The organism is Pseudomonas sp. 3MA1, from assembly GCF_029237275.1.
In the GTDB taxonomy this organism is placed as follows: Bacteria; Pseudomonadota; Gammaproteobacteria; order Pseudomonadales; family Pseudomonadaceae; genus Aquipseudomonas; species Aquipseudomonas fluorescens_AP.
Genome location: NZ_JAACFX010000003.1, coordinates 238,282 through 264,797, shown reverse-complemented (window position 1 = coordinate 264,797; position 26,516 = coordinate 238,282). Strand labels below are relative to the sequence as shown.

23 protein-coding genes are annotated in these 26,516 nt (G+C 66.4%); 18 read left to right on the top strand and 5 right to left on the bottom strand.

The window, feature by feature from the left end:
• Nucleotides 1-2: 2 nt before the first annotated feature.
• Nucleotides 3-1,091 carry a Gfo/Idh/MocA family oxidoreductase gene (locus GWQ44_RS10195; protein ID WP_016965810.1) on the bottom strand — a complete coding sequence of 363 codons (1,089 nt, stop codon included), beginning with the start codon at nt 1,089-1,091 and terminating at the stop codon, nt 3-5.
• On the bottom strand, nt 1,088-2,296 hold the full coding sequence (locus GWQ44_RS10190; protein WP_275927221.1) for a DegT/DnrJ/EryC1/StrS family aminotransferase: 1,209 nt from the start codon (nt 2,294-2,296) through the stop codon (nt 1,088-1,090). The genes GWQ44_RS10195 and GWQ44_RS10190 overlap by 4 nt, the downstream gene beginning before the upstream one ends.
• A gap of 615 nt (nt 2,297-2,911) precedes the next feature.
• On the opposite strand from GWQ44_RS10190, the gene GWQ44_RS10185 reads away from it, so the two are divergent.
• The 11 genes from GWQ44_RS10185 to GWQ44_RS10135 all read left to right on the top strand — a co-directional run bounded on the left by GWQ44_RS10185 (nt 2,912) and on the right by GWQ44_RS10135 (nt 13,436).
• Nucleotides 2,912-4,198, top strand: a complete 1,287-nt coding sequence (locus GWQ44_RS10185; protein WP_092313932.1) for an alkaline phosphatase family protein — start codon at nt 2,912-2,914, stop codon at nt 4,196-4,198.
• Complete coding sequence (locus GWQ44_RS10180; RefSeq protein ID WP_128573221.1) at nt 4,192-5,151, top strand: transglutaminase domain-containing protein; 960 nt, start codon at nt 4,192-4,194, stop codon at nt 5,149-5,151. The genes GWQ44_RS10185 and GWQ44_RS10180 overlap by 7 nt, the downstream gene beginning before the upstream one ends.
• 23 nt (nt 5,152-5,174) lie before the next feature.
• Nucleotides 5,175-5,918: an SDR family NAD(P)-dependent oxidoreductase gene (locus GWQ44_RS10175; RefSeq protein ID WP_275927220.1), complete on the top strand. Its 744-nt coding sequence runs from the start codon at nt 5,175-5,177 to the stop codon at nt 5,916-5,918.
• On the top strand, nt 5,918-6,850 hold the full coding sequence (locus GWQ44_RS10170; protein WP_092313938.1) for an ROK family protein: 933 nt from the start codon (nt 5,918-5,920) through the stop codon (nt 6,848-6,850). The genes GWQ44_RS10175 and GWQ44_RS10170 overlap by 1 nt, the downstream gene beginning before the upstream one ends.
• A gap of 55 nt (nt 6,851-6,905) precedes the next feature.
• Nucleotides 6,906-7,631: a hypothetical protein gene (locus GWQ44_RS10165; protein ID WP_275927219.1), complete on the top strand. Its 726-nt coding sequence runs from the start codon at nt 6,906-6,908 to the stop codon at nt 7,629-7,631.
• 235 nt (nt 7,632-7,866) lie between these two features.
• Nucleotides 7,867-8,928 (top strand): glycosyltransferase family 2 protein, encoded by a 1,062-nt coding sequence (locus GWQ44_RS10160; protein WP_275927218.1) that lies wholly within the window; start codon nt 7,867-7,869, stop codon nt 8,926-8,928.
• Between the two features lie 53 nt (nt 8,929-8,981).
• Entirely contained in the window at nt 8,982-9,995 is a 1,014-nt protein-coding gene (locus GWQ44_RS10155; RefSeq protein ID WP_275927217.1) for a hypothetical protein, read from the top strand.
• Nucleotides 9,992-10,723, top strand: coding sequence for a hypothetical protein (locus tag GWQ44_RS10150; protein ID WP_345894538.1), 732 nt, complete (start codon nt 9,992-9,994; stop codon nt 10,721-10,723). The genes GWQ44_RS10155 and GWQ44_RS10150 overlap by 4 nt, the downstream gene beginning before the upstream one ends.
• Nucleotides 10,720-11,811: a hypothetical protein gene (locus GWQ44_RS10145; protein ID WP_016965367.1), complete on the top strand. Its 1,092-nt coding sequence runs from the start codon at nt 10,720-10,722 to the stop codon at nt 11,809-11,811. Before GWQ44_RS10150 ends, GWQ44_RS10145 begins: the two co-directional genes overlap by 4 nt.
• Before the next feature lie 49 nt (nt 11,812-11,860).
• A complete protein-coding gene (locus GWQ44_RS10140) occupies nt 11,861-12,484 on the top strand; it encodes a phosphatase PAP2 family protein (RefSeq protein ID WP_016965366.1) in 624 nt (207 codons plus the stop codon).
• Nucleotides 12,471-13,436: a fatty acid desaturase family protein gene (locus GWQ44_RS10135; protein WP_016965365.1), complete on the top strand. Its 966-nt coding sequence runs from the start codon at nt 12,471-12,473 to the stop codon at nt 13,434-13,436. The genes GWQ44_RS10140 and GWQ44_RS10135 overlap by 14 nt, the downstream gene beginning before the upstream one ends.
• A gap of 83 nt (nt 13,437-13,519) precedes the next feature.
• Here GWQ44_RS10135 and GWQ44_RS10130 read toward each other — a convergent pair whose 3' ends face one another.
• The 3 genes from GWQ44_RS10130 to GWQ44_RS10120 form a co-directional block, all read right to left on the bottom strand.
• On the bottom strand, nt 13,520-15,259 hold the full coding sequence (locus GWQ44_RS10130) for a dipeptidase (RefSeq protein ID WP_275927215.1): 1,740 nt from the start codon (nt 15,257-15,259) through the stop codon (nt 13,520-13,522).
• A 210-nt stretch (nt 15,260-15,469) separates the two neighbouring features.
• Nucleotides 15,470-16,714: a saccharopine dehydrogenase family protein gene (locus GWQ44_RS10125; RefSeq protein ID WP_275927214.1), complete on the bottom strand. Its 1,245-nt coding sequence runs from the start codon at nt 16,712-16,714 to the stop codon at nt 15,470-15,472.
• Nucleotides 16,715-16,743: 29 nt separating this feature from the next.
• Nucleotides 16,744-17,841 carry a carboxynorspermidine decarboxylase gene (locus GWQ44_RS10120; RefSeq protein WP_275927213.1) on the bottom strand — a complete coding sequence of 366 codons (1,098 nt, stop codon included), beginning with the start codon at nt 17,839-17,841 and terminating at the stop codon, nt 16,744-16,746.
• A 352-nt stretch (nt 17,842-18,193) separates the two neighbouring features.
• On the opposite strand from GWQ44_RS10120, the gene GWQ44_RS10115 reads away from it, so the two are divergent.
• The 7 genes from GWQ44_RS10115 (at nt 18,194) to GWQ44_RS10085 (ending at nt 26,465) form a co-directional block, all read left to right on the top strand.
• Nucleotides 18,194-19,498 carry an NAD(P)/FAD-dependent oxidoreductase gene (locus tag GWQ44_RS10115; RefSeq protein WP_047304925.1) on the top strand — a complete coding sequence of 435 codons (1,305 nt, stop codon included), beginning with the start codon at nt 18,194-18,196 and terminating at the stop codon, nt 19,496-19,498.
• Nucleotides 19,498-19,908 carry a RidA family protein gene (locus GWQ44_RS10110; protein WP_011061806.1) on the top strand — a complete coding sequence of 137 codons (411 nt, stop codon included), beginning with the start codon at nt 19,498-19,500 and terminating at the stop codon, nt 19,906-19,908. The genes GWQ44_RS10115 and GWQ44_RS10110 overlap by 1 nt, the downstream gene beginning before the upstream one ends.
• 67 nt (nt 19,909-19,975) lie before the next feature.
• Nucleotides 19,976-20,653: a DUF1028 domain-containing protein gene (locus tag GWQ44_RS10105; RefSeq protein ID WP_103739880.1), complete on the top strand. Its 678-nt coding sequence runs from the start codon at nt 19,976-19,978 to the stop codon at nt 20,651-20,653.
• A complete protein-coding gene (gene argE / locus GWQ44_RS10100) occupies nt 20,646-21,809 on the top strand; it encodes an acetylornithine deacetylase (protein ID WP_275927212.1) in 1,164 nt (387 codons plus the stop codon). The genes GWQ44_RS10105 and argE overlap by 8 nt, the downstream gene beginning before the upstream one ends.
• Nucleotides 21,810-22,032: 223 nt before the next feature.
• Nucleotides 22,033-23,523 (top strand): aldehyde dehydrogenase, encoded by a 1,491-nt coding sequence (locus GWQ44_RS10095; protein ID WP_047304922.1) that lies wholly within the window; start codon nt 22,033-22,035, stop codon nt 23,521-23,523.
• 90 nt (nt 23,524-23,613) lie between these two features.
• Nucleotides 23,614-25,062, top strand: a complete 1,449-nt coding sequence (locus GWQ44_RS10090; RefSeq protein WP_275927211.1) for an APC family permease — start codon at nt 23,614-23,616, stop codon at nt 25,060-25,062.
• 2 nt (nt 25,063-25,064) lie between these two features.
• Nucleotides 25,065-26,465, top strand: coding sequence for an aspartate aminotransferase family protein (locus GWQ44_RS10085; protein WP_275927210.1), 1,401 nt, complete (start codon nt 25,065-25,067; stop codon nt 26,463-26,465).
• The last annotated feature ends 51 nt before the right edge of the window (nt 26,466-26,516 follow it).

Genomic DNA, 26,516 nt, shown 5'->3' with positions numbered 1-26,516 from the left:
GGTCATTGAACCGAAGGTGCGGCGCCGGATGACGATAAGTGGGGGTACAGGGCGGACATGGCCGAGGCCAGCGAGCGCAGCTTGCGGTATTCACCTTCGCGGGCCTGCGGGCTGCTGCCCAGGGTGGCCAGGTGCTGGCGCAGAAAGGCCCGGTAGGGGGCGACGTTGTCCTCGGCGGCAAAGGCCAGCGGGGTTGTCCGGCCGTCCACCGTCAGGGTCAGGCTGGGTTGCGCCACCCGGTTCTGGCTGAAACCGAAGGTGGTGTGCAGGTGCAGTTCCCCGTCACTGCCGTACAGGGTGATCCGGGTCGCGTCCCGTTCCTGGTGCGAGGCCCAGGCCGTGCTCATGCGGATCAGCGGGCCGCCCTCGACCTTGAGGCAACTGAAGGACTGGGATTCGACCTCGATGGGTGCCTCGGCGGCTGGGGCCTGGTCGGCGCGCCAGCTGGCCTGGTGTTCTCCGGCGTCGCCTGGCGCGGCCACGTGGTGGTATAGCGCGGCCTCGACCAAGGGGTAGTCCAGCACCTGCAGCGCCACCTCCAGCAGATGCCAGCCCAGGTCGGCGCCGGAGCCGGCCAGGGCCTGGCCGGCCTGGGTGAACCAGGAGCCGGGGCGCGGTATGCCGCGCTGGCGCCGCCAGCTGATATCCAGGCAATGCAGGGTGCCGATCGCGCCGCCGGCCACCGCCGCGACCAGGGCGCGGACGTCGCTGCGGTGCGAGGCCGCGGCGCTGACCAGCAGCTCGGTGGCACTGGCCCGGCTGCGCTGGATCAGGCATTCGGCCTCGGCCAGGGACAGGCAGGCGGGTTTTTCCAGGATCACGTGCAGGCCCTGGTCCATGGCCCGCAAGGCTTGGTGCACGTGATGCACGTTGGGTGAACAGATCAGCGCCAGGTTGCAGCCGTGCAAGGCCTGGTCGCTCATGCAGCGGTGCCAGCGCGGCGCCGGCGCCAGGGCCGGGAAGGCCCCGGCGGCGTCGGCCTGGGGGTCGATCACCGAGACGATCTGCGCCTGCTGTTGCACCAGCAGCGGCGCCCAGACCTGGCGCACCACCCAACCGGCTCCGACCAGGGCGACACGGGGCTCGATCATTGCGCGCCGACCAGATGCTGGTGGACCTTGGCGATGGCCGCGGCAATTTCCAGGGTGTCCTGCTCGGTGCCGAGCAGGGCCCGGTGGTGGATCCAGATACCGCGCTGGGCCATGCGCTCGCTCACCGGGCAGGCGGCGATGCACTGCTCCAGGTTCTGCCGCGTTGGCGCCGGCGCCTGCCAGTAGCTCGGTATGCGGTACAGCGCCTGGTAGGCGCGAAAGGCCGGAATACCCTCGGCCACCAGGCAGTCCACCACCTGGTTGCGGTCCAGCGGCGGCTGTCCCGGGAGGTCGTCGAGGGTGAACAGGAACATGTAGTAGGGGTGGGTGTGGGCATCCGCGGTACGCACCTGCGGCGTCACCAGCCCTTGGCGCACCAGGGTTTCACCGAGCAGCCGGGCGTTGTGCTGGCGTACCCGGGTCTGCTGTTCCAGGCGCCCGAGCTGGGCACTGAGCACGGCGGCGCTGAACTCGCTCAAGCGGGCATTGGTGCCGACCACGGTGTGCTGGTAGCTGCGATCCCCCAGGGGCCGCCCGACGTTGCCGTAGAGGAAGACCTTTTCCCGCAGTTCTTCGTTGGGGCACAGCACCAGGCCGCCTTCGCCGGCGGTCATCAGCTTGAAGTTCTGGAAGCTGAAGCAGGCCAGGGAGCCGTATTCACCGATCCCGGTATCGCCCAGGCCGCGTGCGCCGTGGGCGTGGGCGGCGTCCTGGATGATCACCAGGCGGTGCTGGTCGGCGATGCGCGCCAGGCTGTGCATGTCGCACAGATGGCCGGCCATGTGCACGGCAATGATTGCCCGGGTACGCGGACCGATGCAGGCCAGCACCGCGGCGGGGTCGATGCACAGGGTATCGGCCAGCACATCCACGGCGATCGCCGTGGCGCCGATGCGCTGGCAGGCCATGGAGGTGGAGATGAAGGTGAAGGCCGGCACTATCACCTCGTCGCCGGGGCCGATACCGGCCGCTTGCAGGGCGATTTCCAGGGCCACCGTGCCGTTGCTCACGGCAAAGGCCGAATGGCCCCCATGCAATTGGGCAAAGGCCTGCTCGAAGTCGAGGTTCTCGCGGCCCTGCATGCGCCACCACTGGCCCTGATGCAGGCTGCGCAGCAGGGCGTTTTCTTCCTCGACGCCAAACTGCGGCCAGTCGGGATAAGGCGTTTGTCGAACCGGGGTGCCGCCATGAATAGCCAGGGTCATAGGTCCATTCCCTTGGAAAGGTTGGGCAAGCGACAGGCAAACAGCATCCGACCGAGATATCCGTGGGAAAACTCGGGGGGGCGAAGTGTTGTGCCTTAAGTTTTATCCGTTTATCGGACTGGCTTGCGCTATTACTTTTTTAGTTTCGATTGAAGGCTGTTGGTGAATCAATTTCAGCCCGGTGCCGAAGATATCACGGACTTCAAAAGTCAATGCAAGGTTATTTTTGGTAATGCTTTGTAATATTATGAAATAACCTCGAAGTTGCAGTTATCGTGCGGGAATTAATTCCTGTGTTAAAAAATCGCAAACAACTCGAAGGGGCGAAAAGTCCCGGTTCCTATGGGGTTTCCCTGGTCACTCAGCTGGCTCTGGCCTGCCGTTACAAGTATTGCTGACGTCAAGGAAGTGGCGTCTTGTATATTAAGACATTCTCTGTGGCGACTCTTTTAATTAAAGGAGTTGTTTGTAAGTGGCTGCCGTTTATTTGTTTTTTATATGTGTTGATGTTTGCCTTGTTGCAAGGTGATTGTCATTTCGTGGTCATGTTTAAGTGTTGGTTCGATACTCGTTAAGTGTGTCGCAATCAAGGACGATAAAGGGCGAACCGCTATTATGAAAACGCTGATTGTCATTGCCGAAGGAATGGACCCGCAGGTCTTGGAGTCCGAAGTTGCCAAAGGACGGCTGCCCTGGTTTTCGCAACGCCTGGGAGCCAAGGCGTACCGGCATCTGGACTGTGGTCCGGTGCCTTATGAACCGAGCAACCTGGCCACCGCGTTCTCGGGGGTCAACCCCGGTCGGCACGGCTGTTTTTCCTACTGGAGTGCCCACAGTTCGGGAGAGATCCCGCGGATTCTGGAAACCACCGATGTCATGGCGTCCCGGCTCTGGGAATGGCCGGAAATGGCCGACCTGCGTTTCGCCGTGGTCAACGTGCAACTGACCCATCCGCCGCGGCCGCTCAACGGCACGCTGATCACCTACCCGATGCAGAATTCGATGAACACCAGCCACCCGCGCAGCCTGTTGCGCGACCTGAACGCTCAGGGGGTGCGCTATGCCCACGATGTTTCGCTGTTCTACACCGGCCAGCCCTTCGAGGAATTCGCCGCCCAGGCCATGCGCATCGCCGAGCACCAGCTCGACAGCGCCATGGCCCTGGGGGCGGAGGCGGACGTGATGATCGTCAACCTGACCCTGGCCGATCGCCTGTCGCATTTCATGTGGTACGAAATGCTCGACCCCGAACCGGCCCGGCGCCCGCAGATTCTGCAGGCCTATGACTTCATCGATCGCGCCTGTGCCCGCCTGCAATCCCTGGCGCCGGAGTCGATGCTGGTGTTTTCCGAGATGGGCTTCGGCGAACTGCAGGGCTTCTTTTCCATCAACCAGCAGCTGCAGGCCGCCGGTCTGCAGGTGCTCGACCCGCAGGGCCAGGTCGACCTGCAGCGCAGCGTGGCCCTGGAGACGGTGCAGGGCTCCCACGGGGTGATGCTGTGCCGCGACCTGTGCAATGAAGGGCGGGCCAGTGATGCCGAGCGCCAGGCGGTGATGCAGTGCCTGGAGGCGATGCGTTTTGCCGACGGCCAGCCGGTGCTGGCCGCCGTGCGGCCGCGGGAGGCGGTCTACCAGGGCCCCTACACCCACCTCGCGCCGAGCCTGATCGTGACCCCGGCGGATGCTCGGCGCCCGCCCCTGGGTGACCCGCGCTGGGCCAGCCATGTGCGCCGCACCGCCCAGTCGGGATGGCACCGCGAGGGCGGCTTCGTGCTGCTGGACGGGGCCTGGATCGACGCCGCGCCGGGGCCGTTGCAGTTGCAGCAGATCGCCCCGACCATCGCCGGATTGAGCGGCTGCCAGGCCTCGGCCCAGTGCGAAATGCCGGGTTTCGCATGCTGAATCCGGCCCTGCAGCGGCTGTCCCTGGCCGAGGGCATTGTGCACAACCTGGCCAAGGTCGATGACCGGCATCGCCGCTTCAGCGTGGCCGCGGCGCAGGCCGGGCTGTATGGCTTCGCCGCCGACGAGTTGCCGGCGCTGGAGGCCATCGGCCTGGCCGCGCGGCAGCAGGGCGAGGAGCGCTGCTTCGATCCCGACGATCTGTACAACCTGTCGCTGCACCTGCGCCTGCCGTCGTTGCACAAGCTGGCCATGCGCGGCTGGGCCGCGGCGTTTCGTCATTCCGAGCGCGATCGGCGGGTGGAACTGGTCTACACCCTCGACGAGAAAACCCCGCCCCGGGGGCCGATCCAGGTGCTGATCGGCGATCAGCGCCAGTGTTCCCTGGAGGCTGCCGCGGGCGGTGACTTCTATCGCCAATGCCTAGTCATACCCGGCCGAAGACTGCTCCTGCCGAGCCCCTTTCGGGAGTTGGTCGAAGAGGTCTGCGCCGACATGCAGTTCTACATGCTGCATGACGGCATACGCTGGGACCTCGACTTCATGCGCCGGCACCGGTTGGCCGAATGCGGTGGATTTTCGAAATTGCTGGTCGAACAGGCACAGGCTCGTGGCCTGGCGGCCAGGCAGGTGTTCGGCCTGTTGCTCAGTTCTCCCTATGCCACCGGCCATTACTGGGCCGAGCTGCAGATCTGTGGCGAGTGGGTAGCCGTGGACCCCCTGATGATCCGCCTGTTGTCCGAACAGGCGGGGCTTTGCCGTGACCTGTGGCCGCTGCACCGGTCGCCGCTGGGCGCCCTGTTGCGGCTGTCCGTGGTCGATGCCTATGACCAGGACGGAGCGCCATGCCTGGGCTGTTTCGATGACAAGTATTTTCGCCAGCTTCCCGTGGCGACGGCAGGAACCACGCAGTACCGGGTGTCTTACAGGGTAGCGGTTCAGCTGCCCGCCTAAATCGATCGCAGATAGGGAAAATCATGCTGAAACTGAATGGACGAGTGTGCCTGGTCACAGGGGCCTCCGGTGTGCTGGGCGCCGCGATATGTGAAGCGTTGGTCGCCGAAGGCGCTTGGGTCTACGGGGTCTACCAGCACAACATCGAGCGTATGCAAGCCCTGGTCGCCAGTACCGAGGAGCTGCCCGGCACACTGCTTCCGGTCGCCTGCGACCTGACATCCGCGCCAGACACCACGCGCCTGCTGGCCACCCTGGCCGAGGATTCGCGACCGGTCTACGCCCTGGTCTGTTGCGCCGCCAGGATGCTGCGCAAGTCCGCCTTGCTCAGCCAGCAACATGAGGGCGAGCAGCTGTTCGACCTCAATGTGCAAGCCACGATACGCCTGGTGCGCCAGCTGGTGCGGCCGATGATCGGCCAGCGCGAGGGGCGGGTGGTGCTCCTGGGCTCGCTGGCCGGTGAAAGCGGCATGCCGGGGCAGAGCCTGTACGCCGCGTCCAAGGCGGCCCTGCATGGCTATGCCCGCTCCCTGGCGTTCGAGGTCGGCGAGATGGGCATCACCGTCAATGTGGTGGCCCCCGGCGCCATCGACGCGGCGTCGAGCCACTACAGCGCCGAGGACCAGCGGCAGGTCTGCCAGCGCATCGGCCTGCGGCGCCTGGGGCGTCCCGAGGAAGTGGCGGCGGTGGTCGGCTTTCTGGTTTCGCCCCAGGCGTCCTATGTCAACGGCGCGGTGATCGCGGTCGATGGCGGGGGGCGTTTCTGATGCATTGCGCCAGTGTCGATCTGGGTGGCAGCAAGATGGCCATCCATTGCAGTGTCGGCGGCCGCGTGGTGCAGCGTGAGCGCATCGAGATTGCGGCCGGTTGCAATCCGCAGAGCATCATCGAGCAGGCGGTGGTCCTGCTGTATCAGCAGATCGCCCTGTACGGCCCGATCAATTGCCTGGTGATTGCCAGCGCCCCAACCCTCAACGCCGACGGCACCATCATCCGCTGGCCCAACCGGCCGGATTGGGAGGGCCTGGCCATCGGCCCGGCGCTGCGCATCGAAGGGGTCGAGCGGGTGATCTGGTGCGATGACGGCACCGCCGCGACCTTTGGCGACGCCACGGTGATGCGCGCCTCCAACCTGGTGCATTTTTCCCTGGGCACCGGGGTCGGTGGCGGCGTGGTCTATCAGGGGCGCATGTTGCCCAATCGGGAGCTGGGGCACTTGCTGGTCTGGCCCGGCGGCGCTCCCTGCTCCTGTGGCCGGGCGGGCTGTCTGCAGGCCTATGCCTCGTTCCGCTCGCTGGACAAGTTCGTCGCGTCGATGGGCTTTTCCGATGAGGCCACGCTCAATCACTGGCGCTTGCGGGCGGTACAGGCCCTGGCCCTGGCTACGGCCAATCTGGTGGAGCTGTTCCGGGTCGAGGTGATCTGCCTGGGCGGCGGCATGCTCGGGCGCTTTCCGGAGATTCCCCAGCAAGTGGGCATGCTGCTGCGCGAGCCGGGCTACCTGAAGCCGTCACTGACGCCGCCGCTGGTCATGCATTCGCCCCAGGGCACCGAAGCCACGGTGATGGGCGGCCTGTATCTGGCCCAGGCCAGCCATGAGGTGCAGAACGAGATCTGCGAGGGCGGCCTCGACAATTCCAGGGTCACCATCCGCCATGTCAGCAGCGGCATGAGTTTCATCTCCATGGGGGCCAAGTGAGCGCGCCATGGCAGACCTGCACGGACGTATCAATCATCAAGAAGAGGGAAGCGCTATGACCCAGGAACAACACGTCGGGCCCAAGGGCATCAAACAGGCACTGGCGGCCTCCGTTCGCGCCTGGCGTTCGCCGGACCGGCTGGCGATGTACTTGATAGGGGTGATGATCTTTTCCCTGGGGGCGCTGTTTTTCATCGTCAGCCAGTTGGGCACCGATCCGCTGGATGTGTTTGTGATTGCCCTGAACAACCAGCTGCAGGTCGGGCTGGGAGCCTGCTCGGCGCTGTTCTCGGTGGGCCTGCTGCTGTGGTGGGCGTTGTGGAACCGCCAGTGGCCGCCGCTGAGTCCGTTCATCACCACCACCCTGACCGGCCTGTTCATCGACCTTTGGCTGTGGCTTGAGCTCGACCGGGCGCTGGCGGCGATCATGGGCCCCTATGTGCTGCTGGGCATCGGCCTGGCCCTGTGTGCCTATGCCTCGGCGCTGATCATCATGAGCGGCATCGGCATCCGGGTCATCGATCTGCTGGTGATCAGCATGATGAACAAGCTCGGCTGGTCCTTCACCCTGGCCAAGATGGTGCTGGAGATCAGCATCTTCCTCGTCGGCTGGGCCCTGGGTGGACCTTTCGGCATCGGCACCATTGCTTTTCTCCTGATCATTGCGCCGATGATCAAGCCGTTCATGAACATGAACGAGCGCTACTTGCGCATGGGCAACTATGGGCTCAAGCGGCGCAAGGCCGAATTTGCCCCGCCCGTGTCGCTCTCGGGCAAGTAGGCCCGGCAGGCTCAGGGGGCGCCCGGCCCTGGCGGCGCAGGTGGCTGCTGCGCCCGATGCCATCTGCGTTGTCTGTGCAAGGGGCCGGGTCCCGTGGCTGCGTCGGCCAGCACCGCACGCAGCCGGTGTTTGAATAATCCCGGGAATAATGCTGTGATTGCGCCCCCACGCCCCTGGGGCGACCGCGCTTTTACAGAGATACGACGAAATGGATAGCCAAGAGACGACAACCCGGATGTCGCCGTTGCCTCCCGGCAGCCAAGGGCGCGAGCGCCTGGAGGCGATTGCCGCCACCTGCGCCCTGGTGCTGGAAACCAACAACCTGCGCGGCGGCCAGGATGCCCTGGAGGCCCTGCACAGTCTTGAACGGCTGATCGCCCGGCTGGCCCGGCAGAGTCTGGCGCCCCAGTCCTTTGCCCAGTGGATCATTACCCACGATGGCCTCGACCTTGAGGCGCGCCAGGCCTTGTGCGCCCTGGCGGGGCGGCCGGTGGATTTTGTCGAGATCGATGGCGGCACCGGCTACTACGAGGCCAAGAATGTCGGCTTCGACGCGGTCGACCGGCAGCGCTGCCAGTACGTGGTGTTTGCCGACGCCGACTGCATTCCCTGTGCCACCTGGCTGGAGCAGTTGCTTGGCCCACTGGCCGGGCCCGACGCGCCGCTGGCGGTGGCCGGGCGCACCAGCTATGCGCCCAGCGTCGCCGGCAGCGCCCTGACCGCCATCGACTTCATGTACTTCCCCAGCCCCTTGCGCCAGGGCGCCACGCGTAACTTCTATGCCAACAACGTGGCGTTTCGTTGCGACACCTTCGAGCACTACCGCTACGAGCCGCTGGATGGGGTGTACCGGGCCCATTGCCAGGTCATGGGCCTGCGCCTGCAAGCGGCCGGGGTGGCGGTGCTCTATGCCCCCGCGGCCCACACTGAGCATCGTCTGCCCGACAGCCAGGGCGAAGTGCTCAAGCTGCGCTGGCTCCGCGGCGGCGACAGTGTCGACCTGACCCCTTATCTGGTTCGCGCCTACCTGCCGGGCTGGCTGCAATGGCTTGCTCGCAGCGGGCCGCTCGGCCCCCTGTGCGTGATGCTCGGACGCCTGGGCTACAGCCTGCGGGCCCTCAATCACCAGGACCTACCGCCCGTGCGCGGGCTGCGGCGCCTGGGGGCGATGGCCATGGTCACGGGCATTTCCCTGCTCGATACCGCCGGTGCCGTGGTCCGTGGTTGTGGACTTGAGATCGGCCGCTCCAGCGCTCGCCACAGTGAAGCGCTGTCCTATCACCGCCACCTGGATTGATCCGCGTCGCGGCGCATCGTTGCACGCCACCGGCGTGCCTAGAGGAAACTTCCATGCACAAACCTTCGCTTGCCTCCTTCGGCCGTTCCCTGCTGTGCCTGGCGCTGCTGGCCCTGGCGGCCCAGGCCCAGGCCGCGCCCAGCGAGTTCGCCGGTCGCGGGGTGTATCACTTCGCCTCGGACAGTGGATGTGCCACCTCGCTCTCCAGTGACATCGAGTGCAACCGGGTGGCCCTGGACGTGGCCGACGCCCGCGCCAGCGTCGACCGGCAAGCCCGGGCCATCGTGATCGAGGCCGCCGACAACCATGACGACAAGACCGTGATCGGCGACATTCTGCTGCACGGCAGCGGCATCGCCGGCGACGGCCAGCGCGTGCCCCTGAGCCTGCAGGTGCTGTTGCGCCGCTCCGCTGCGCAGTGGAAGACCGACACCTATGTGCATGCACCGGTGCGCGGCGCGTTTCGCGATATCGCTCTTGATCCCTACCGCATCAGCGTCCGCGAAGGGGCCGGCGAACGCCTGCTGCTGAGCGCCGAGCAGGCGCGCAAGGCGTTGGCCCAGCCGTCGATCGTGGCGAAAGTGGCCAGCTACCTGGTGGTGGTGCGTCCCAGCGATGCGCAGAACCCGGCAGCCGACGACATCACCATCGGCCTGGGGCTGGGCCGGCTGTCCAAGTCGCTGATGCGCGCGCGCTTCAACGCCCGGCAGGCGCCGGCCCAGGCCCTGCAGCAGGTGCTGGAGCAGGGCACCTGGAACCTCGACCTGCAGGCCTTGAGTGGGCAGATTCCGCGGTGGGTGGTGCAGCGCCAGCTGTTCGTGTTCGGTCTTGAGGACAGCCCGTTGCTGCAGGAGGTACGCCAGCGCGGCCTGAACAAGCACGACAGTCTCGAACTGGGCGCGGTCAACGGCCAGGGCTACCTGCGCTTCAACGGCCAGGAGCAGGCCTTTGCCGGCGTCGCTGCCAGCGGTTCGGCCTTTATGCGAGACAGCTTCATCGGCCTGATTCTGGCCTGGCACCACAGCCAGCAGGCGAGCAGCGTCGCCGCGGCGCAGTCCGGGCAATGAGCGCGGAGCAAGGGATGGCGGGCGCGACCGACTTCAGTTGCCTGAACCCGCCCCAGACCCGGGGGCTGGGGGCGTTGCAGGCGCGCCTGGTGGACCGCATCAAGCGCGCCGCGTTGCGGCGTCTGCACTTGAGCCGGCGCGGTGAGCGGCTGTTGCTGCGCATGTACCTGGCCGGTGAAGACGCTACCGAGCGGGCGCTGCTGGACGAGTTGCTGCCGCAGTCGCCGCCCTGGCTCGAACGTCAGGTGCAGCAGCATCTGGCCGATGAGCAGCGCCATGTCACCCTGTTCGCCGAGGCCCTGCGGGCGCTGGGCGACGAAGGCGCGGTGCGCCTGGAACCGGACTGGCTGAGTCGGCGCAAGATCCTGCGCTGGCAGCGGCTGGCCCATCGCTATGCCGGGTATTTCGAGCATGGCCTGCTGGTGCCGGCCTATGCCACCGGGCTCTGCGCCGAGCAGATGGCCGAGCGGGTGTTGCGCCGCCACTGCGCCGTGCTGGACCCCGGGCATCGCCTGTATCCGCTGTTGGCGCGGGTGCTGGCCGACGAGCAAGCCCACGTGCGCCTGTGCCAGAACACCCTGCGGCGCATCGTGGCGCCCAGGGAAGCGGGGCGGCTGGCGGCCTTGCTCAAGGACATTCGCGCCGTGGATGCCAGCTTCGGCGTCAGCGGGGCCCTGGCCATGCTGGGCGCCGGCTGGGTACTGGGTGGCGTGGGCCGCCGTCGATGAGCGTGCGGATTCTCTATCTGGCCACCGCCGACGCCCGCGGCCACCTGATGCGCGCGCAGTTGCTGGTGCATGCCCTGCGCGCAGCCGGGGCGCAGGTCGAGGTGCTGACCACCTCGGCGCCGGGGCAGGCCTTTCTGCAGCGCTTCGGCATCCAGGCGCAGATCCTTTCGCTGCATTACGCGGTGCAGTTCGACCGCGAGCAGAACATGCAGCGCCAGGCCACCAACCGCAATGTCGCCCATTACCTGTTCCGTCCCGGTCGCATGCTGCGGGACATGTGGCACCTGGGGCGCCGCTGGCGTGGCGTCGACCTGGTGATCAACGATTCCTTCCACCCGGCGTTGCTCTACATGGGCATGCTGCCGGGGTGGCGGCGCAAGGTGGTGCATGTCTATGGCGCCAGTCTCAAGCGGGCGCTGCTGAACAACTTCGAGGGCTTGTGGCCGCGGCAGTTCGGGCGCCTGTTCGGCTGGATCGTCGCTCGCCAGATCGATGCGGCGCGGGGGCGCATCGAGCACGACTTCGCCTATGACGTCGATGATGCCCAGGCCCCGGCGCTGTATCGTCTGCCGACCCCGGTGGCCCTGGCCGAGGCGTTGCCGGACGCGCTCGGGGCGGACGCGGCGGTGTACCTCAATCCGCATTTTCGCCAGCCCTTGCTGGCTGACGCCTTGAGTGCCGGGCTGGGGGATGCCGGTCTGCACGGGCATCGGGTGGGCGAGGGCTATGCCGGGCACGATGGCTGGCTCGGCGTCGACCCGCACTGGGCCAGTCGCGCGGCCCGCGCCCGCCTGATGGTGTCGGCCCCCGGCATGGCCGCGCTGGCCATTGCCCGGGTCTATCAGCGGCCGATCATGCTGGTCCTCAGCGACCAGCCCGAACAGACCAGCAATGCGGTTCGCGCCGCCCAGTTGCAGGTGCTGCACCGGGTGGTGACCTGGCGCGGCGACGCCGTGGATTTTCGCCGCCAGGTGGCGCAAGCGGCGCAGCAGTTGAGCGCGGCGGCGCCGGCGCCCGACGTGGCGGCGGGCAACCAGCGTGCCCGGGCGCGGACCGACGCCTGGGTCAGCCGTTTGCTCGGCTTGTGAGGATGCCGTCTTGAGGCGCCATGACCCCGCCGCCGTCCAGCCCGTTGCCATGGCCAGTCCCTTGCGCCGCCTGATATCCGCCGCCCGCCCCGGGCAGGCGCTGGCGGCGGCGTTGGCCCTGCTGCTGGGTCTGGCGCTGTTCATCGGCCTGCAGCGCCTGGTCACGCCCCGCTACAGCTGGGTCACGCCGCTGGATCAGTGGATCCCGTTCGTGGCCGAGTCCTGGTTCCTGTATGTGCTGTTCTTTCCCTTTGTCCTGCTGGCGGCGGCCTACGCCAGCCCGCAGCGCTTTCGCGCGCTGCGCAACGCCACCGGCCTGGCCTTCGTCGTCGCGCTGCTGTGCTTCTGGCTGTTTCCGGAGTGGCTGCCCAGGCCGCAGATCGACGCCCTGGACAATGCCTTCCTGCAACAGCGGCTGAGTCGCATGTGGCAACTGGACCTGGCCTGCAACGGCTGTCCCAGCCTGCATGTGGCGGTGACCTGCCTGGCCTGCCGGGCGCTTCGGGACCGCCCGTACCCATGGTTGAGCGCCGCCATCGGCCTGTTGATCTGCCTGTCGACCCTGACCCTCAAGCAGCACACGCTGATCGATGTGGCGGGTGGCGCGCTCCTGGCCCTGGTCTGTGCCCTGGCCACCCAACGACGAGGAAACCACCGCCGTGTCCCAGCCTGAACCCCGAGCCGGCGACAACCGTTCGCTGCGTGCCTTTGTCCCCGAGGCCGAGCTGTTCGAGCTCAAGCCGTGGATCGCCGTGCTGGCCCTGCTGGCGGACTGGGGCCTGATCGCCGCCGCGTTCAGCGCCGCCGCGCTCTGGCCGCACCCGTTGACCTACCTGCTGGCGGCGCTGCTCATCGCCCGCAGCCAGCTGGCCCTGGCGGTGCTCATGCACGAGAGTGCCCACGGCCTGCTGCTGCGCGGGCAGGCACTCAATGATGCGGTGGGGCAGTGGCTGGCGGCAGGGCCGCTGTTTCTGTCCATGGCGACTTACCGTGCCGGCCATCTGAAGCATCACCGCCAGCCGATGCGGCATGACGATCCGGTGATGGCGGTCTTCGGCATGGGCGATTACCCGCTGCCACGGGGCAAGCTGGCCAGGCGCTTGCTGGCGGATCTGCTCGGGCTGGGTTACCTCATCAGTGCCTGCCGACTGGCCCGGGGCGACTACCGCGCGGTGATGCCAAAAGTCGACAAGTCCGCGGGGCTGCTGTGCTCGGAGATCCTTTCCATGCTGCTGAGCAACGGCCTGCTGTTCGGCCTGCTGGCCTGGAGCGGGCACCCCTGGCTCTATCCCGGCTTGTGGCTGCTGCCGGCAATGACCCTGTTGCCGCTGATGGGCCGGGTGCGGGCGATCATGGAGCACGCCGGCCTGCCGGCCCATGCCGACCAGAGCCAGAACGCCCGCAGCATCGTGCGACCAAACTGGCAGACCTTCCTGTTCGGTCCCCACGCCATCCACTACCACATCGAGCATCACCTCTATGTGCGGGTGCCGTTCTATCGTCTGCGTGGTTTGCATCGGCAACTGGCCGCGCGGCAGTTGCTGCCGGCGGGCAATCTCTACCGGGGCTACATCGGGGTGCTGCGCGATGTCAGTGATCCTGCGCGCAGGTCGTCGGCAGACTGAAGCTCGGTCCGACCCAGGCGGCGTTTGGGAGTTGGGGGAAGGAGGTGGCGCGCCCGTCCTCGCGGGCGGGCGCGCCGGGGCACTCAGAGCTTGGGCAACTGGCCGATGCGGCCCATCATTTCAGTGACGATCTGCAAGTCCAGCAGGAACTGCTCCTGGGTCTTGAACTCGTTGTCGGTGTGGCCGGTGTATTTGACCTCGGGACGCGCCAGGCCGAACTGCACGCCGTTGGGCAGCTCGTGCACCGAGGTGGCGCCGGCGGAGGTGCCGAACTTGTGTGCCATGCCCAGGTTCTCGCTGGCCACCGCCAGCAAGGCCTTGACCCATTCGCCTTCGGGGTTGCGGTACATCGGCGCGGCGATGGAGGTGTCGAGCTTCACCGCCACCTGGGTCTTCTTGCTCCAGGCGCCCAGCTTGTCGGTGATTTCAGTCTTCAGCGCGTCCGGGGTCTTGCCCTTGGGCACCCGCAGGTTGACCGCCAGCTTGAGGACGTGGTCATCCACGCTGACCAGGGTCGGCGAGGTGGTCAGCGGCCCCATGAAGTCGTCGGCAAAGCCGATGCCCAGTTGCTTGCCCAGGTAGTCCAGGCCCCAGTTGTCGGCGAGGTAGCGGGCGGCGTCGGTGAAGGCGTTGTGCTTGAGAGCGACCTTGGCGTCCAGGCTGTTGATGAAATCCAGCATCCGCGCCACCGGGTTGACCCCGGACTCGGGCTCGGAGGAGTGGGCCGAAACGCCGGTGACGGTCAATTGCACGTCCTGGCCCGCCACCTTGGCCGCGACCTGGAAGTTACCGCCATGGGCCTTGGCGTATTCGGCCCCGGCCTGTTGCAGGCTGGCGGCCAGTTGCGCCGGGTTGTCGCTCTTCAGGGTGGCCACCGAGGTGGAGGGGATCTGGTTGGTCGCCAGGCCACCGGTGAGGTGGGTGATCTCGGCGCCTTTACCCTCGGCGGCGCGCCGGGCAAAGGTTGCCATCACCGTGCCGTAGCCTTTCTCGGCGATCACCACCGGGTAGCCGCCATCCAGGGCCAGGTTGTATTGCGGCACCGGGTTGTGCTCGAAGTAGTAGGGAATCGCGTCGCCGCTGGTTTCCTCGGTGGTGTCCACCAGCAGCTTGAAGTTCCTGGCCAGGGGCAGCTGCTCTTCCTTGATGATCTTCATCGCGTAGAGCGCGACCACGATGCCGTTCTTGTCGTCCTCGGTGCCGCGGCCATACAGGCGGTCGCCGATCTGGGTGACCTTGAACGGGTCGAGGCGGGTGCCGTCTTCCAGCACCCAGTTCTCCGGGGTCACCGGCACCACGTCGGCGTGGGCGTGGATGCCCACGACTTCATCGCCGCTGCCTTCCAGGGAAATCTCGTAGACCCGATTGTCGACGTTGCGAAAGTTCAGGTCGAAGGCCTTGGCCAGGTCCTGGATCTTGGCGGCGATCTTGAGGAACTCGGGGTTCTTGTATTGCGGCACGCCGTCGATGTTGAAGGTGGGGATGGCCACCAGTTCGCGCAGGGTTTGGGTGGCGGCCTGGCCGTACTTGACCCGGGCGTAGATACCCAGCAGGCGATGGATTTCGTTCTGCTGTTCGGCGCTCAGGGACTGTTTGTCGAGGAAGGCGGCGATGGCCGGACCCAGGTTGGCGCTCTTGCCCGTTTCGCTCTTGGCCAGGGCGCCGAGGAACTGGCGGAAGTCACCGGTCGGGGCGTCGCTGAAGGTCTTGAGGATGGCCGCGCTTTGCTGCGGGGTGATGTTGGCCTGGGCACTGCTGGTGAACGCGCACAGGCTGGCGAGCATCAGGGTGGCCGCAGCCAGGTGCTTGAGAGAGAAATCCATTACGTAGGGCATTCCTTTGCAGGGCGTGAGTGGGAAACGTCTGACCGGTCAGACAGAAACCTGCTCAAGCTAACACTACGAAGGAGGAGGGCGGGAGCCCCGCCTGTGAGATCTGTCGCACAGAACGGCAAAAGCGACGCACTCTCGACAATGGCCAACGGGCTGCAACAGAGGGCGCCGTTGCCGGCGCCCGCTGTGGCTGGAGCTAGATCAGAGGGCGGCGTCCCAAGGACGATCGCCATGCTCATCCTTGATCCGGGTCGGCAGGCCCATCACGTCCAGCGCCTTGAGGAACGGCTCGGCGGCCAGCTCCTCGACGTTGACCATGCGCTGCACGTCCCACTCGCCACGGGCCACCAGCAGGGCGGCGGCCACGGGCGGCACGCCGGCGGTGTAGGAAATGCCCTGGCTGTCGGTTTCGGCGTAGGCTTCTTCGTGGTCAGCCACGTTGTAGATGAAGACTTCGCGCGGCTGGCCGTCCTTGGTGCCCTTGACCAGGTCGCCGATGCAGGTCTTGCCGGTGTAGCCCGGGGCCAGGGAGGCCGGATCAGGCAGCACCGCCTTGACCACCTTGAGTGGCACCACTTCCAGGCCTTCGGCGGTCTTGACCGGTTGCTCGGAGAGCAGGCCGAGGTTGCGCAGCACGGTGAACACATTGATGTAGTGCTCGCCGAAGCTCATCCAGAAGCGCACGTTGGGCACGTCGAGGTTCTTCGACAGCGAGTGCACTTCGTCGTGGCCGGTCAGGTACAGGTTTTGCGAGCCGACCACCGGCAGGTCGTCGGTGCGCTTGACTTCGAACATGGTGTTGCTGGTCCACTGGCTGTTCTGCCAGCTCCACACCTGTCCGGTGAATTCGCGGAAATTGATTTCCGGGTCGAAATTGGTGGCGAAGTACTTGCCATGGGAACCGGCATTGACGTCGAGAATGTCGATCGAATCAATGCGGTCGAAATGCTGTTGCTTGGCCAGGGCCGCATAGGCGTTGACCACGCCCGGATCGAAGCCCACGCCGAGAATGGCGGTGATGTTCTTTTCCTGGCACTCCTCGAGGTGCTTCCACTCGTAGTTGCCGTACCAGGGCGGCGTTTCGCAGATCTTGCCCGGCTCTTCGTGGATCGCGGTGTCCAGGTAGGCCACGCCGGTATCGATGCAGGCACGCAGCACCGACATGTTGAGGAAGGCGGAACCGACGTTGATGACGATCTGCGATTCGGTCTCGCGGATCAGCGCCTTGGTCGCTTCGATGTCCAGTGCGTTGAGGGCGAAGGCTTTTATTTCAGCGGGCTGTTTGAGGCTGCCCTTGGCCTTGACGCTGTCGATGATGGCCTGGCATTTGGAGATGTTGCGCGACGCGATGGCAATACGACCGAGTTCGTCGTTGTGCTGCGCGCACTTGTGGGCCACCACCTTGGCGACACCTCCTGCACCAATGATAAGAACATTCTTCTTCAATTTATTTACTTCTCCTCGTGTCTGTCCGCTCAGGAAAGGCTGGACAGGTAGTCTTCGAAACCAAACTCGCGAACCACGTCGACGCTACCATCGAGTTGTTTCACAACGATGGACGGCATTTTCAGGCCGTTGAACCAGTTCTTCTTGACCATGGTGTAGCCCGCCGCGTCGACGAACGACAGTCGATCGCCGATGGCCAGCGGACGTTCGAATTGATACTCGCCAAAGATGTCTCCGGCCAGGCAAGACTTGCCACAAATCATGTAGCTGTGTTCGCCGCTGCTGGGGGCCAGCTTGGCGTTCAGGCGATAGATCAGCAGGTCGAGCATGTGCGCTTCGATGGAGCTGTCCACCACCGCCAGGTGCTTGCCGTTGTACAGGGTGTCGAGCACGGTCACTTCCAGGGACGCGCTCTGGGTGATCGCCGCTTCGCCCGGCTCCAGGTAGACCTGCACGCCGTACTTCTCGGAGAAGGCCTTGAGCCGCGCACAGAAGGCGTCCAGGGCGTAGTCCTCGCCGGTGAAGTGGATGCCGCCGCCAAGGCTGACCCACTCGACCTGGTGCAGCAGGTGGCCGAAGCGCTCTTCGATGGTGCTCAACATCTGGTCGAACAAGCCGAAGTCGCCGTTCTCGCAGTTGTTGTGGAACATGAAGCCGGAGATCTGTTCGATCACGCCTTCGATCTTCGCCGGGTCCCACTCGCCCAGGCGGCTGAACGGCCGTGCCGGGTCGGCCAGCAGGTAGTCCGAGCTGCTGACCTGGGGGTTGACCCGCAGGCCGCGGACCTTGCCCGCGCTGGCGTCGGCAAAGCGCTGCAGTTGGCTGATGGAGTTGAAGATGATCTTGTCGCAGTTGGCCAGCATCTCGTCGATCTCGTCGTCGGCCCAGGCCACGCTGTAGGCGTGGGTCTCGCCTTCAAACTTCTGCCGGCCGAGCTTGAGCTCGTACAGCGACGAGGAGGTGGTGCCGTCCATGTACTGCTGCATCAGGTCGAACACCGACCAGGTGGCGAAGCACTTGAGGGCCAGCAGGGCCTTGGCGCCGGACTGCTCGCGCATGTAGGCGATCTTCTGCATGTTGCTCAAGAGCTTCTGCTTGTCGATGAGGTAGTACGGCGTCTTGATCATTTCAGGGTCTCCGGCAGGGCCAGCCAAAAAGGTACGCATTGTGCCCTCAGTGCCTGCAGATCGAAAGCACGGAAATGCATTTTCGCCGGGTAATCATCTGAAAGGCCCTGCGGATCAGTCTGATCGCACGGGCCGCTTCCGCCAGTGCCCGCGGGCCTTGCCCCGACCTGGCGCCGGCTGGCGTACAGGCCCTGTGCTGCCTCGCTTTTTCTTATCCAGGGAGCACATTTTTAATAATTTTCCTTCGCGGGCGTCTGTCGCACCATCTGTCCCATCCGACTTATCCCGGGTTCCGAACCGCGTGTGCCGGGCCTTTCGGCCAGCGCCAATCGTCTCGCAGAAGGACACAGACATGACCGTAGAACAACAAATGCAAGTGGACACCCTGGTGGTCGGCGCGGGTCAGGCCGGCGTGGCCATGAGCGAGCACCTGAGCAAGCTCGGCGTGCCCCATCTGGTGCTGGAACGCAGCCGCATCGCCGAAGCCTGGCGCAGCGCGCGCTGGGATTCCCTGGTGGCCAACGGGCCGGCCTGGCATGACCGCTTTCCCGGGATGCCCTTCGCCCTGCCGGACGATGCCTTCGCCGCCAAGGAGCAGGTGGCGGACTACTTCGAAGCCTATGCCCGCACCTTCAATGCGCCGATCCGCACCGGGGTCGAGGTGCGCAAGGTGCAGCGCAATCTCGGTCGCCCGGGCTTCACCGTCGAAACCTCCGACGGGGTGATCCAGGCCCGGCGCGTGGTGGCCGCCACCGGTCCGTTCCAGCGTCCGGTGATCCCGCCGATTGCCCCGGCCAATGACCGCCTGACGCAGATCCACTCCGCCGAGTACCGCAACCCGCAGCAGTTGCCCGAGGGCGCGGTGCTGGTGGTGGGGGCGGGCTCGTCCGGGGTGCAGATCGCCGATGAGCTGCAGCGGGCGGGGCGTCGGGTCTATCTGTCGGTGGGCGCCCATGACCGGCCGCCGCGTTCCTATCGCAACCGGGATTTCTGCTGGTGGCTCGGGGTGCTGGGGGAGTGGGATGCGGAGATCGCCAAGCCCGGTCGCGAACACGTGACCATCGCCGTCAGCGGCGCTCGCGGCGGCCAGACCATCGACTTTCGCGCCTTGGCCCACCAGGGCATCACCCTGGTCGGGCTGACCCAGGCCTTTGCCGGCGAGCAGGTGACCTTCAAGGCCGACCTGCTGGACAACCTGGCCCGGGGCGACGAGAACTACCTGGCGCTGCTGGATGCCGCCGATGCCTATGTCGAGCGCAACGGCCTCGACCTGCCGCTGGAGCCCGAGGCCCGCCGACGCCTGCCGGACCCGGACTGCGTCAGGCAGCCGATTCTCGAACTGGACCTGCAGCAGGCGGGCATCAACTCGATCATCTGGGCCACCGGCTACGCCGTGGACTTTTCCTGGCTGCAGGTCGACACCTTCAGCGAGCAGGGCAAGCCCCTGCACCAGCGCGGCGTGTCCCGCGAGCCGGGGGTGTATTTCCTCGGCCTGCCTTGGCTGTCGCGCCGCGGTTCGTCGTTTATCTGGGGGGTGTGGCACGACGCCAAGCACATCGCCGACCACATCGCCACCCAGCGCAAATACCAAGCCTATGGCAGCCCGGCCCCGACCGAGGTGCCGGTTCACAACCTCAGCAGCGTGGGAGCCCTCTGATGCCGACTCATACCCGTATCCGCATGTTCAACACCAAGGACACCTACCCCAACCAGTCCCTGGACAACGACCTGTGCCAGGCGGTGCGCGCCGGCAACACAGTGTACGTTCGCGGTCAGGTCGGCACCGATTTCGACGGCCGGCTGGTGGGCCTGGGTGATCCCCGGGCCCAGGCCGAGCAGGCGATGAAAAACGTCAAGCAGCTGCTGGAGGAGGCGGGCAGCGACCTGTCCCATATCGTCAAGACCACCACCTACCTCACCGATCCGCGCTACCGCGAGCCGGTGTACCAGGAAGTGGGCAAGTGGCTCAAAGGGGTGTTCCCGATCTCCACCGGGCTGGTGGTGTCGGCCCTCGGCCAGCCGCAGTGGCTGATGGAAATCGACGTGATCGCGGTCATTCCCGAGTGACCCCGGCGCTGTGTTCACCGACGCCGCAACCGGCGTCGACCCAGGCCCCGCGGGCCAAGGAGTTTGCATGACTTTTTCCATCGTTGGCCGTTGCGCCGAAACCGGCCAGTTGGGCGTCGCCATCAGTTCGTCGAGCATCGCGGTCGGCGCCCGTTGTCCCTGGCTGCGAGCCGGAGTGGGGGCGGTGGCCACCCAGAACGTCACCCTGCCGGCCCTGGGGCCGCAGATTCTCGACCTGCTGGAACATCACAAGCTTGACCCCGCCGGGGCCCTGGATCAGGCCCTGGGCCGCAACGGCTGGAGCCAGTACCGCCAGGTCACGGTGATTGATGGCCAGGGGCGCACGGCGCTGTTCACGGGCCAGCAAGCCCTGGGCAGCCACCACGCGCTGGCCGGCGAGCAATGCGTGGCCGCCGGCAACCTGCTGGCGGGCACTGGGGTGATCGAGGCCATGGTCCAGGCGTTCGAACAGACGCCGGGGATGCTGGTCGAGCGCTTGTTGGCGGCGCTGCACGCGGCCATGGCCGCCGGTGGCGAGGCGGGGCCGGTGCATTCGGCGGCGCTGAGCGTGGTGGACGATTTGACCTGGCCCATCGTCGACCTGCGGGTGGACTGGGCCGATGCCGACCCCATCGGCCAGCTCGCCGGCCTGTGGCAGGCCTACCGGCCGCAGATGCAGGATTACCTGACCCGGGCCCTGGACCCCACGGCGGCCCCCAGCTATGGAGTGCCGGGCAATGAATGAGCCATCGAGCCGCGAGCTGCTGGCGCATCTGGTGGGTTTTGCCACCGTCAGCCGCGACTCCAACCTGGAACTGATCGGCTTTATCCGCGACTACCTGGCGCGCCATGGGGTGGACAGTGAGCTGATCTACAACCCGCAGCGGACCAAGGCCAACCTGTTCGCCAGCATCGGCCCCAGCGATCGCGGTGGGGTGGTGCTGTCCGGGCACACCGACGTGGTACCGGTGGACGGGCAGGCCTGGAGCGTCGAGCCGTTTGTCTTGAGCGAGCGGCAAGGTCGCCTGTATGGCCGTGGCACCGCCGACATGAAGGGCTTCATCGCCGCGGTGCTGGCGGCGGTGCCGGGCTTGACCCGGCGCCGCCTGCGGCTGCCGGTGCACCTGGCGTTTTCCTATGACGAGGAGGTGGGTTGCCTGGGCGTGCGGCCGATGCTCGAACGATTGCAGCAGCGCTCGCACAAACCGTTGCTGTGCCTGATCGGCGAGCCCACCGAGCTGCGTCCGGTGCTCGGGCACAAGGGCAAGCTGGCGATGCGCTGTCAGGTGCGCGGCGCCGCCTGTCATTCGGCCTATGCGCCTTATGGGGTCAATGCCATCGAGTACGCGGCGCGGCTGATCGGCAAGCTGGGGGAGATCGGCAGCCGGCTGGCGCAACCGGAACACCACGACCCGCGTTTCGATCCGCCGTTTTCCACGGTGCAGACCGGCACCATCCAGGGCGGCCGCGCGCTGAACATCGTGCCGGCCGAGTGTCAGTTCGATTTCGAGGTGCGCACCCTGCCGGGTGACGATGCCCAGGCCGTGGTGAAGCAGTTGCAAGGCTATGCCGAGGCCGAACTGCTGCCGCAGATGCAGGCGGTACAGGCCGATACCGGGATCACCTTGCAGCCCTTGAGCGCCTACCCGGGGCTGGCCACTGCCGCCGACAGCCAGGCCGCCGAACTGCTGGCGCTGCTCAGCGGCTCGCGGGAATTCACCACCGTGGCCTTCGGCACCGAGGGCGGGCTGTTCCACGAGGCCGGCATCCCCACGGTGGTCTGCGGCCCGGGCAGCATGGATCAGGGCCACAAGCCGGACGAGTTCATCAGCCTTGAGCAGTTGCACGGCTGTGACGCCATGCTGCGGCGCCTGGGGGACTGGCTGGAACGCTCCGCCTGACCCTGCCCGCCGGTTAATCCAGGCGTTTTTTTGCCCCAGGCCATCCCGCGGATGCCCTGGGGCGCTGGCGTTGGCGCGGGCCGTCCGGGGCCTGAAGGCTACAGAGCTTTTTCATGGTGCTGGAGCATATTTTTAGTATTTTTCCTCTGGCGCGCGGTGACGCACCATCCCTCGGGACCCAATAACCAACAGGCCGTCGCAACGGCCGACGAGGGAGTGCAGCGTGTTCGAACTCGGTGACTGGCAGCAGCGGGCTGCCCAACAGACATTCATTGACCAGGCGCTGATTGGCGGCCAACGGATGGCCGCCCAGTCCGGCGCCACCTTCGATGCGGTCAACCCGGCCACCCTCGGGGTACTGGCCCGGGTCAGTGCCTGCGGCGCGGCCGATGTGGACCTGGCGGTGGCCGCCGCGCGTCGGGCCTTCGACCAGGGGCCCTGGGCGCGCATGGCCCCGGTGCAGCGCAAGAAAGTCCTGCTGCGCCTGGCCGAGCTGATGCTTGCCCACCGCGAGGAGCTGGCGCTGCTGGACAGCCTGAACATGGGCAAGCCGGTGATGGATGCCTGGAACATCGACGTGCCCGGTGCGGCCCACGTCTTCGCCTGGTACGCCGAGAGCGTCGACAAGCTCTACGATCAGCTGGCCCCCGGCGCCCGCAACAGTCACGCCTGCATCAGCCGCGAGCCCCTTGGGGTGATCGGCGCGGTGGTGCCCTGGAACTTCCCCCTGGACATGGCCGCCTGGAAGCTGGCGCCGGCCCTGGCGGTGGGCAACTCGGTGGTGCTCAAGCCCGCCGAGCAGTCGCCGTTCTCGGCCTTGCGCCTGGCCGAGCTGGCCCTGGAGGCCGGGGTGCCGGAAGGGGTGTTCAACGTGGTGCCGGGCCTGGGCAGCGATGCCGGGCGTGCCCTGGGCCTGCACCCGGAGGTGGATGGCCTGGTGTTCACCGGCTCCACCGCGGTGGGCAAGTGCTTCATGCAGTATTCGGCGCAATCCAACCTCAAGCAGGTCTGGCTCGAATGCGGCGGCAAGAGCCCGAACCTGGTGTTCGCCGACTGCCAGGACCTGGACTTGGCCGCCGAAAAAGCCGCCTTCGGCATCTTCTTCAACCAGGGCGAAGTGTGCTCGGCCAACTCGCGGCTGCTGGTGCAGCGCAGCATTCATGACGCGTTCGTCGAGCGCCTCAAGGCCAAGGCCCGGGACTGGCGCCCGGGCAACCCGCTGGATCCGGCCAGCCGCGCCGGCGCCATGGTCGACGCGCGCCAGACCGCCCGGGTCATGGGCTATATCGACGGCGCCCGGGAGCAGGGCGCGCAGTTGGTCTGCGGCGGCCGTCAGCTGAGCATCGACGGCAGCGACAACTACATCGAGCCGACCCTGTTCACCGGCGTGAGCCCGCAGATGAGCATCGCCCGGGAAGAAGTGTTCGGCCCGGTGCTGGCGGTGATGCCCTTCGATGACGAGGAGCAGGCCATTGCCCTGGCCAATGACAGCGTCTACGGCCTGGCGGCCTCGCTGTGGACCGACGATCTGAACCGCGCCCACCGGGTGGCCCGGCAACTGCGCGCCGGCACGGTGTCGGTGAACACCGTGGATGCCCTGGACGTCACCGTGCCCTTTGGCGGCGGCCGGCAATCGGGGTTCGGTCGCGACCTGTCGCTGCATGCCTTCGACAAGTACACCCAGTTGAAAACCACCTGGTTCCAGTTGCGCTGAGCGCGGCCGAGCCTGGGCGGCGTCCTCCGGGCGCCGCTGCACCTGCCGCTGTCGCGGCAGGCCCACAACAATAAGAAAGGAGTGCGTGCGATGACTGCAAATCTCTCCCCGGCGGCCCTGAGCCCCACCAGCATCGGCGGTTTGCGCCGGGTCCTGGGCCTGGGTTCGCTGGTCTCGGTGGCCGTTGGCCTGGTGGTGTCCCAGGGGGTCATGGTGCTGATGCTGCAAGGCGCGGGGATGGCCGGGCTGGGCTTCTTCATTCCCTTGCTGCTGGCCTACCTGCTGGCCTTGACCTATGCCTTGTCGTTCTCCGAACTGGCGCTGATGGTGCCCCGGGCCGGCAGCCTGAGCAGCTACACCGAGGTGGCCATCGGGCACTTTCCGGCGATCCTCGCGACCTTCTCCGGCTACATGGTGGTGGCGATGTTCGCCCTGTCCGCCGAGCTGCTGCTTCTGGACCTGATCATCGACAAGGTCTACCCCGGGGCGCTGCCGCCGATGCTGGTGGCCTATGGCGTGCTCGGCACCTTCACCGCGCTCAACCTGCTGGGCATCGACGTCTTCGCCAGGCTGCAGACGGTGCTCGCGGTGGTGATGGTGGTGATCCTCCTGACCCTGGGCCTGGGCGCCATCGGCAGCCCGCAGGCGAACCTGCAATTGCCGCTGGACCAGGGCTGGAACCCCATGGAAGTCGGCGCGCTGGCCTTGGCGGCGATGGCCATCTGGGGCTTTGTCGGCGCCGAATTCGTCTGCCCGCTGGTGGAGGAAACCCGCCGCCCGGAACGCAATGTCCCGCGCTCGATGATCATCGGCCTGAGCATCATTTTCCTGGTGATCACCCTGTATTGCCTCGGCGCCTTGCTGTGCATTCCCCGGGAGCAACTGGCGAGCCATCCGCTGCCGCATTTCCTGTTCGCCACCACGGTGTTCGGCGAGGCCGGCAAGCTGTTCCTGGTGGGCGCGGTGATCACCGCCACCTGCAGCACGGTCAACTCGTCCCTGGCGGCGCTGCCGCGCATGCTCTACGGCATGGCCCAGAACGGCCAGGCCTTTCCCCAGTTCAAGCGCCTGAGCCCGCGCACCCGCACGCCCTGGGTGGCGGTACTGTTCATTGCCGCGCTCACGGGGCTGCCGATCCTGATCCTGGGCCAGGACCCGGATTCCATCAGCCTGCTGCTGTTGGCCGCGGCCCTGGCCTGGCTCTTGGCCTACATCATCGTGCACATCGACGTGATCGCCCTGCGCCGGCGCTACCCCGATGCGCCACGGCCGTTCCGCTCGCCGTTCTACCCCTGGCCCCAGGTGCTGGGCATCGTCGGCATGCTGTTTGCGATCTATCACGTCTCGCCGTCGCCCGAGATGACCGCGCGGATCTTCGGCAGCGCCGGCGTAGTGCTGGGCGTGATCTCGCTGATCGCCGTGGTCTGGATCAAGTGGGTGATGCGCAAGCCACTGTTTGTTCCCGAACCGCTGTTGCCCGCCGGGGCGAGTCCCGTTGCCACGCCTTCCGTTGAATCCATTTGTCGTGCAGGAGAATGACCATGAGTGCTGAAAACCTCACCGCCCAACGCACTACCCAGGACTACCAGGCCCTGGATGCCGCGCACCATATCCACGCCTTTCTCGACCAGAAGGCGCTGAACGCCGAAGGCCCGCGGGTGATCGTCCGCGGCCAGGGCCTGCACCTGTGGGACAACGACGGCCAGCGCTACCTCGACGGCATGTCCGGGCTGTGGTGCACCAACCTCGGCTACGGCCGCAAGGACCTGGCGGCCGCCGCCAGTGCCCAGCTGGAGCAGTTGCCGTACTACAACATGTTCTTCCACACCACCCACCCGGCGGTGGTGGAACTGTCCGAGCTGCTGTTCAGCCTGTTGCCGGGGCACTACAGCCACGCCATCTACACCAACTCCGGCTCCGAAGCCAACGAGGTGCTGATCCGCAGCGTGCGCCGCTACTGGCAGATCCTCGGCCAGTCGCAGAAGAAGGTGATGATCGGCCGCTGGAACGGCTATCACGGCTCGACCCTGGCCGCCACCGCCCTGGGCGGGATGAAGTTCATGCACGACATGGGCGGGTTGATCCCGGATGTGGCGCACATCGACGAGCCCTACTGGTTCGCCCACCAAGGCAACCTGACCCCGGCCGAGTTCGGCCTGCGCTGCGCCCGCCAGCTGGAAGAGAAGATCCTTGAACTGGGGGCCGAGATCGTCGCCGGTTTCATCGCCGAGCCGTTCCAGGGCGCGGGCGGCATGATCTTCCCGCCGGACAGCTACTGGCCGGAAATCCAGCGCATCTGCCGGCAGTACGACGTGCTGCTGTGCGCCGACGAAGTGATCGGCGGTTTCGGCCGTACCGGCGAGTGGTTCGCCCACCAGCACTTCGGCTTCGAGCCCGACACCCTGTCCATCGCCAAGGGCCTGACCTCCGGCTACATCCCCATGGGCGGGCTGGTGCTGAGCAAGCGCATCGCCCAGGTGCTGGTGGAGCAGGGCGGGGTGTTCGCCCACGGCCTGACCTATTCCGGGCACCCGGTAGCCGCCGCGGTGGCCATCGCCAACCTCAAGGCCCTGCGCGATGAAGGGGTGGTCACCCGGGTCAAGAACGACACCGGTCCCTACTTGCAGCAATGCTTGCGGGAGGTGTTCGGCAATCACCCGCTGATCGGCGAGATTCAGGGCACCGGGCTGGTGGCGGCCTTGCAGTTCGCCGAGGACAAGGCCAGCCGCAAGCGCTTCGCCAACGAGAACGACATCGCCTGGCGCTGCCGCACCCTGGGCTTTGAAGAAGGGGTGATCATCCGCTCGACCCTGGGGCGGATGATCATGGCTCCGGCGCTGGTGGCCAGCCGCGGCGATATCGACGAGCTGATCGACAAGACCCGCCGCGCGGTGGAGCGCACGGCCCGGGAGATCGAGAGCGGGCAGTTGCCGACGGCCTGAGGGCCAGCGCCGGATTGAGTGCTGAGCGGCGCTGTTAAAACACCACACCCC

Bases quoted from the DNA above. Each gene is read 5' to 3' on its own strand.
- GWQ44_RS10165 (WP_275927219.1), top strand. From the start codon at position 6,906: ATGACCCAGGAACAACACGTCGGGCCCAAGGGCATCAAACAGGCACTG.
- GWQ44_RS10185 (WP_092313932.1), top strand. From the start codon at position 2,912: ATGAAAACGCTGATTGTCATTGCCGAAGGAATGGACCCGCAGGTCTTG.
- GWQ44_RS10175 (WP_275927220.1), top strand. From the start codon at position 5,175: ATGCTGAAACTGAATGGACGAGTGTGCCTGGTCACAGGGGCCTCCGGT.
- GWQ44_RS10160 (WP_275927218.1), top strand. From the start codon at position 7,867: ATGTCGCCGTTGCCTCCCGGCAGCCAAGGGCGCGAGCGCCTGGAGGCG.
- GWQ44_RS10110 (WP_011061806.1), top strand. From the start codon at position 19,498: ATGCCGACTCATACCCGTATCCGCATGTTCAACACCAAGGACACCTAC.
- GWQ44_RS10150 (WP_345894538.1), top strand. From the start codon at position 9,992: ATGAGCGCGGAGCAAGGGATGGCGGGCGCGACCGACTTCAGTTGCCTG.
- GWQ44_RS10090 (WP_275927211.1), top strand. From the start codon at position 23,614: ATGACTGCAAATCTCTCCCCGGCGGCCCTGAGCCCCACCAGCATCGGC.
- GWQ44_RS10190 (WP_275927221.1), bottom strand. From the start codon at position 2,296: ATGACCCTGGCTATTCATGGCGGCACCCCGGTTCGACAAACGCCTTAT.
- argE (WP_275927212.1), top strand. From the start codon at position 20,646: ATGAATGAGCCATCGAGCCGCGAGCTGCTGGCGCATCTGGTGGGTTTT.
- GWQ44_RS10085 (WP_275927210.1), top strand. From the start codon at position 25,065: ATGAGTGCTGAAAACCTCACCGCCCAACGCACTACCCAGGACTACCAG.
- GWQ44_RS10195 (WP_016965810.1), bottom strand. From the start codon at position 1,091: ATGATCGAGCCCCGTGTCGCCCTGGTCGGAGCCGGTTGGGTGGTGCGC.
- GWQ44_RS10130 (WP_275927215.1), bottom strand. From the start codon at position 15,259: ATGGATTTCTCTCTCAAGCACCTGGCTGCGGCCACCCTGATGCTCGCC.
- GWQ44_RS10170 (WP_092313938.1), top strand. From the start codon at position 5,918: ATGCATTGCGCCAGTGTCGATCTGGGTGGCAGCAAGATGGCCATCCAT.
- GWQ44_RS10105 (WP_103739880.1), top strand. From the start codon at position 19,976: ATGACTTTTTCCATCGTTGGCCGTTGCGCCGAAACCGGCCAGTTGGGC.
- GWQ44_RS10115 (WP_047304925.1), top strand. From the start codon at position 18,194: ATGACCGTAGAACAACAAATGCAAGTGGACACCCTGGTGGTCGGCGCG.
- GWQ44_RS10145 (WP_016965367.1), top strand. From the start codon at position 10,720: ATGAGCGTGCGGATTCTCTATCTGGCCACCGCCGACGCCCGCGGCCAC.
- GWQ44_RS10180 (WP_128573221.1), top strand. From the start codon at position 4,192: ATGCTGAATCCGGCCCTGCAGCGGCTGTCCCTGGCCGAGGGCATTGTG.
- GWQ44_RS10120 (WP_275927213.1), bottom strand. From the start codon at position 17,841: ATGATCAAGACGCCGTACTACCTCATCGACAAGCAGAAGCTCTTGAGC.
- GWQ44_RS10155 (WP_275927217.1), top strand. From the start codon at position 8,982: ATGCACAAACCTTCGCTTGCCTCCTTCGGCCGTTCCCTGCTGTGCCTG.
- GWQ44_RS10140 (WP_016965366.1), top strand. From the start codon at position 11,861: ATGGCCAGTCCCTTGCGCCGCCTGATATCCGCCGCCCGCCCCGGGCAG.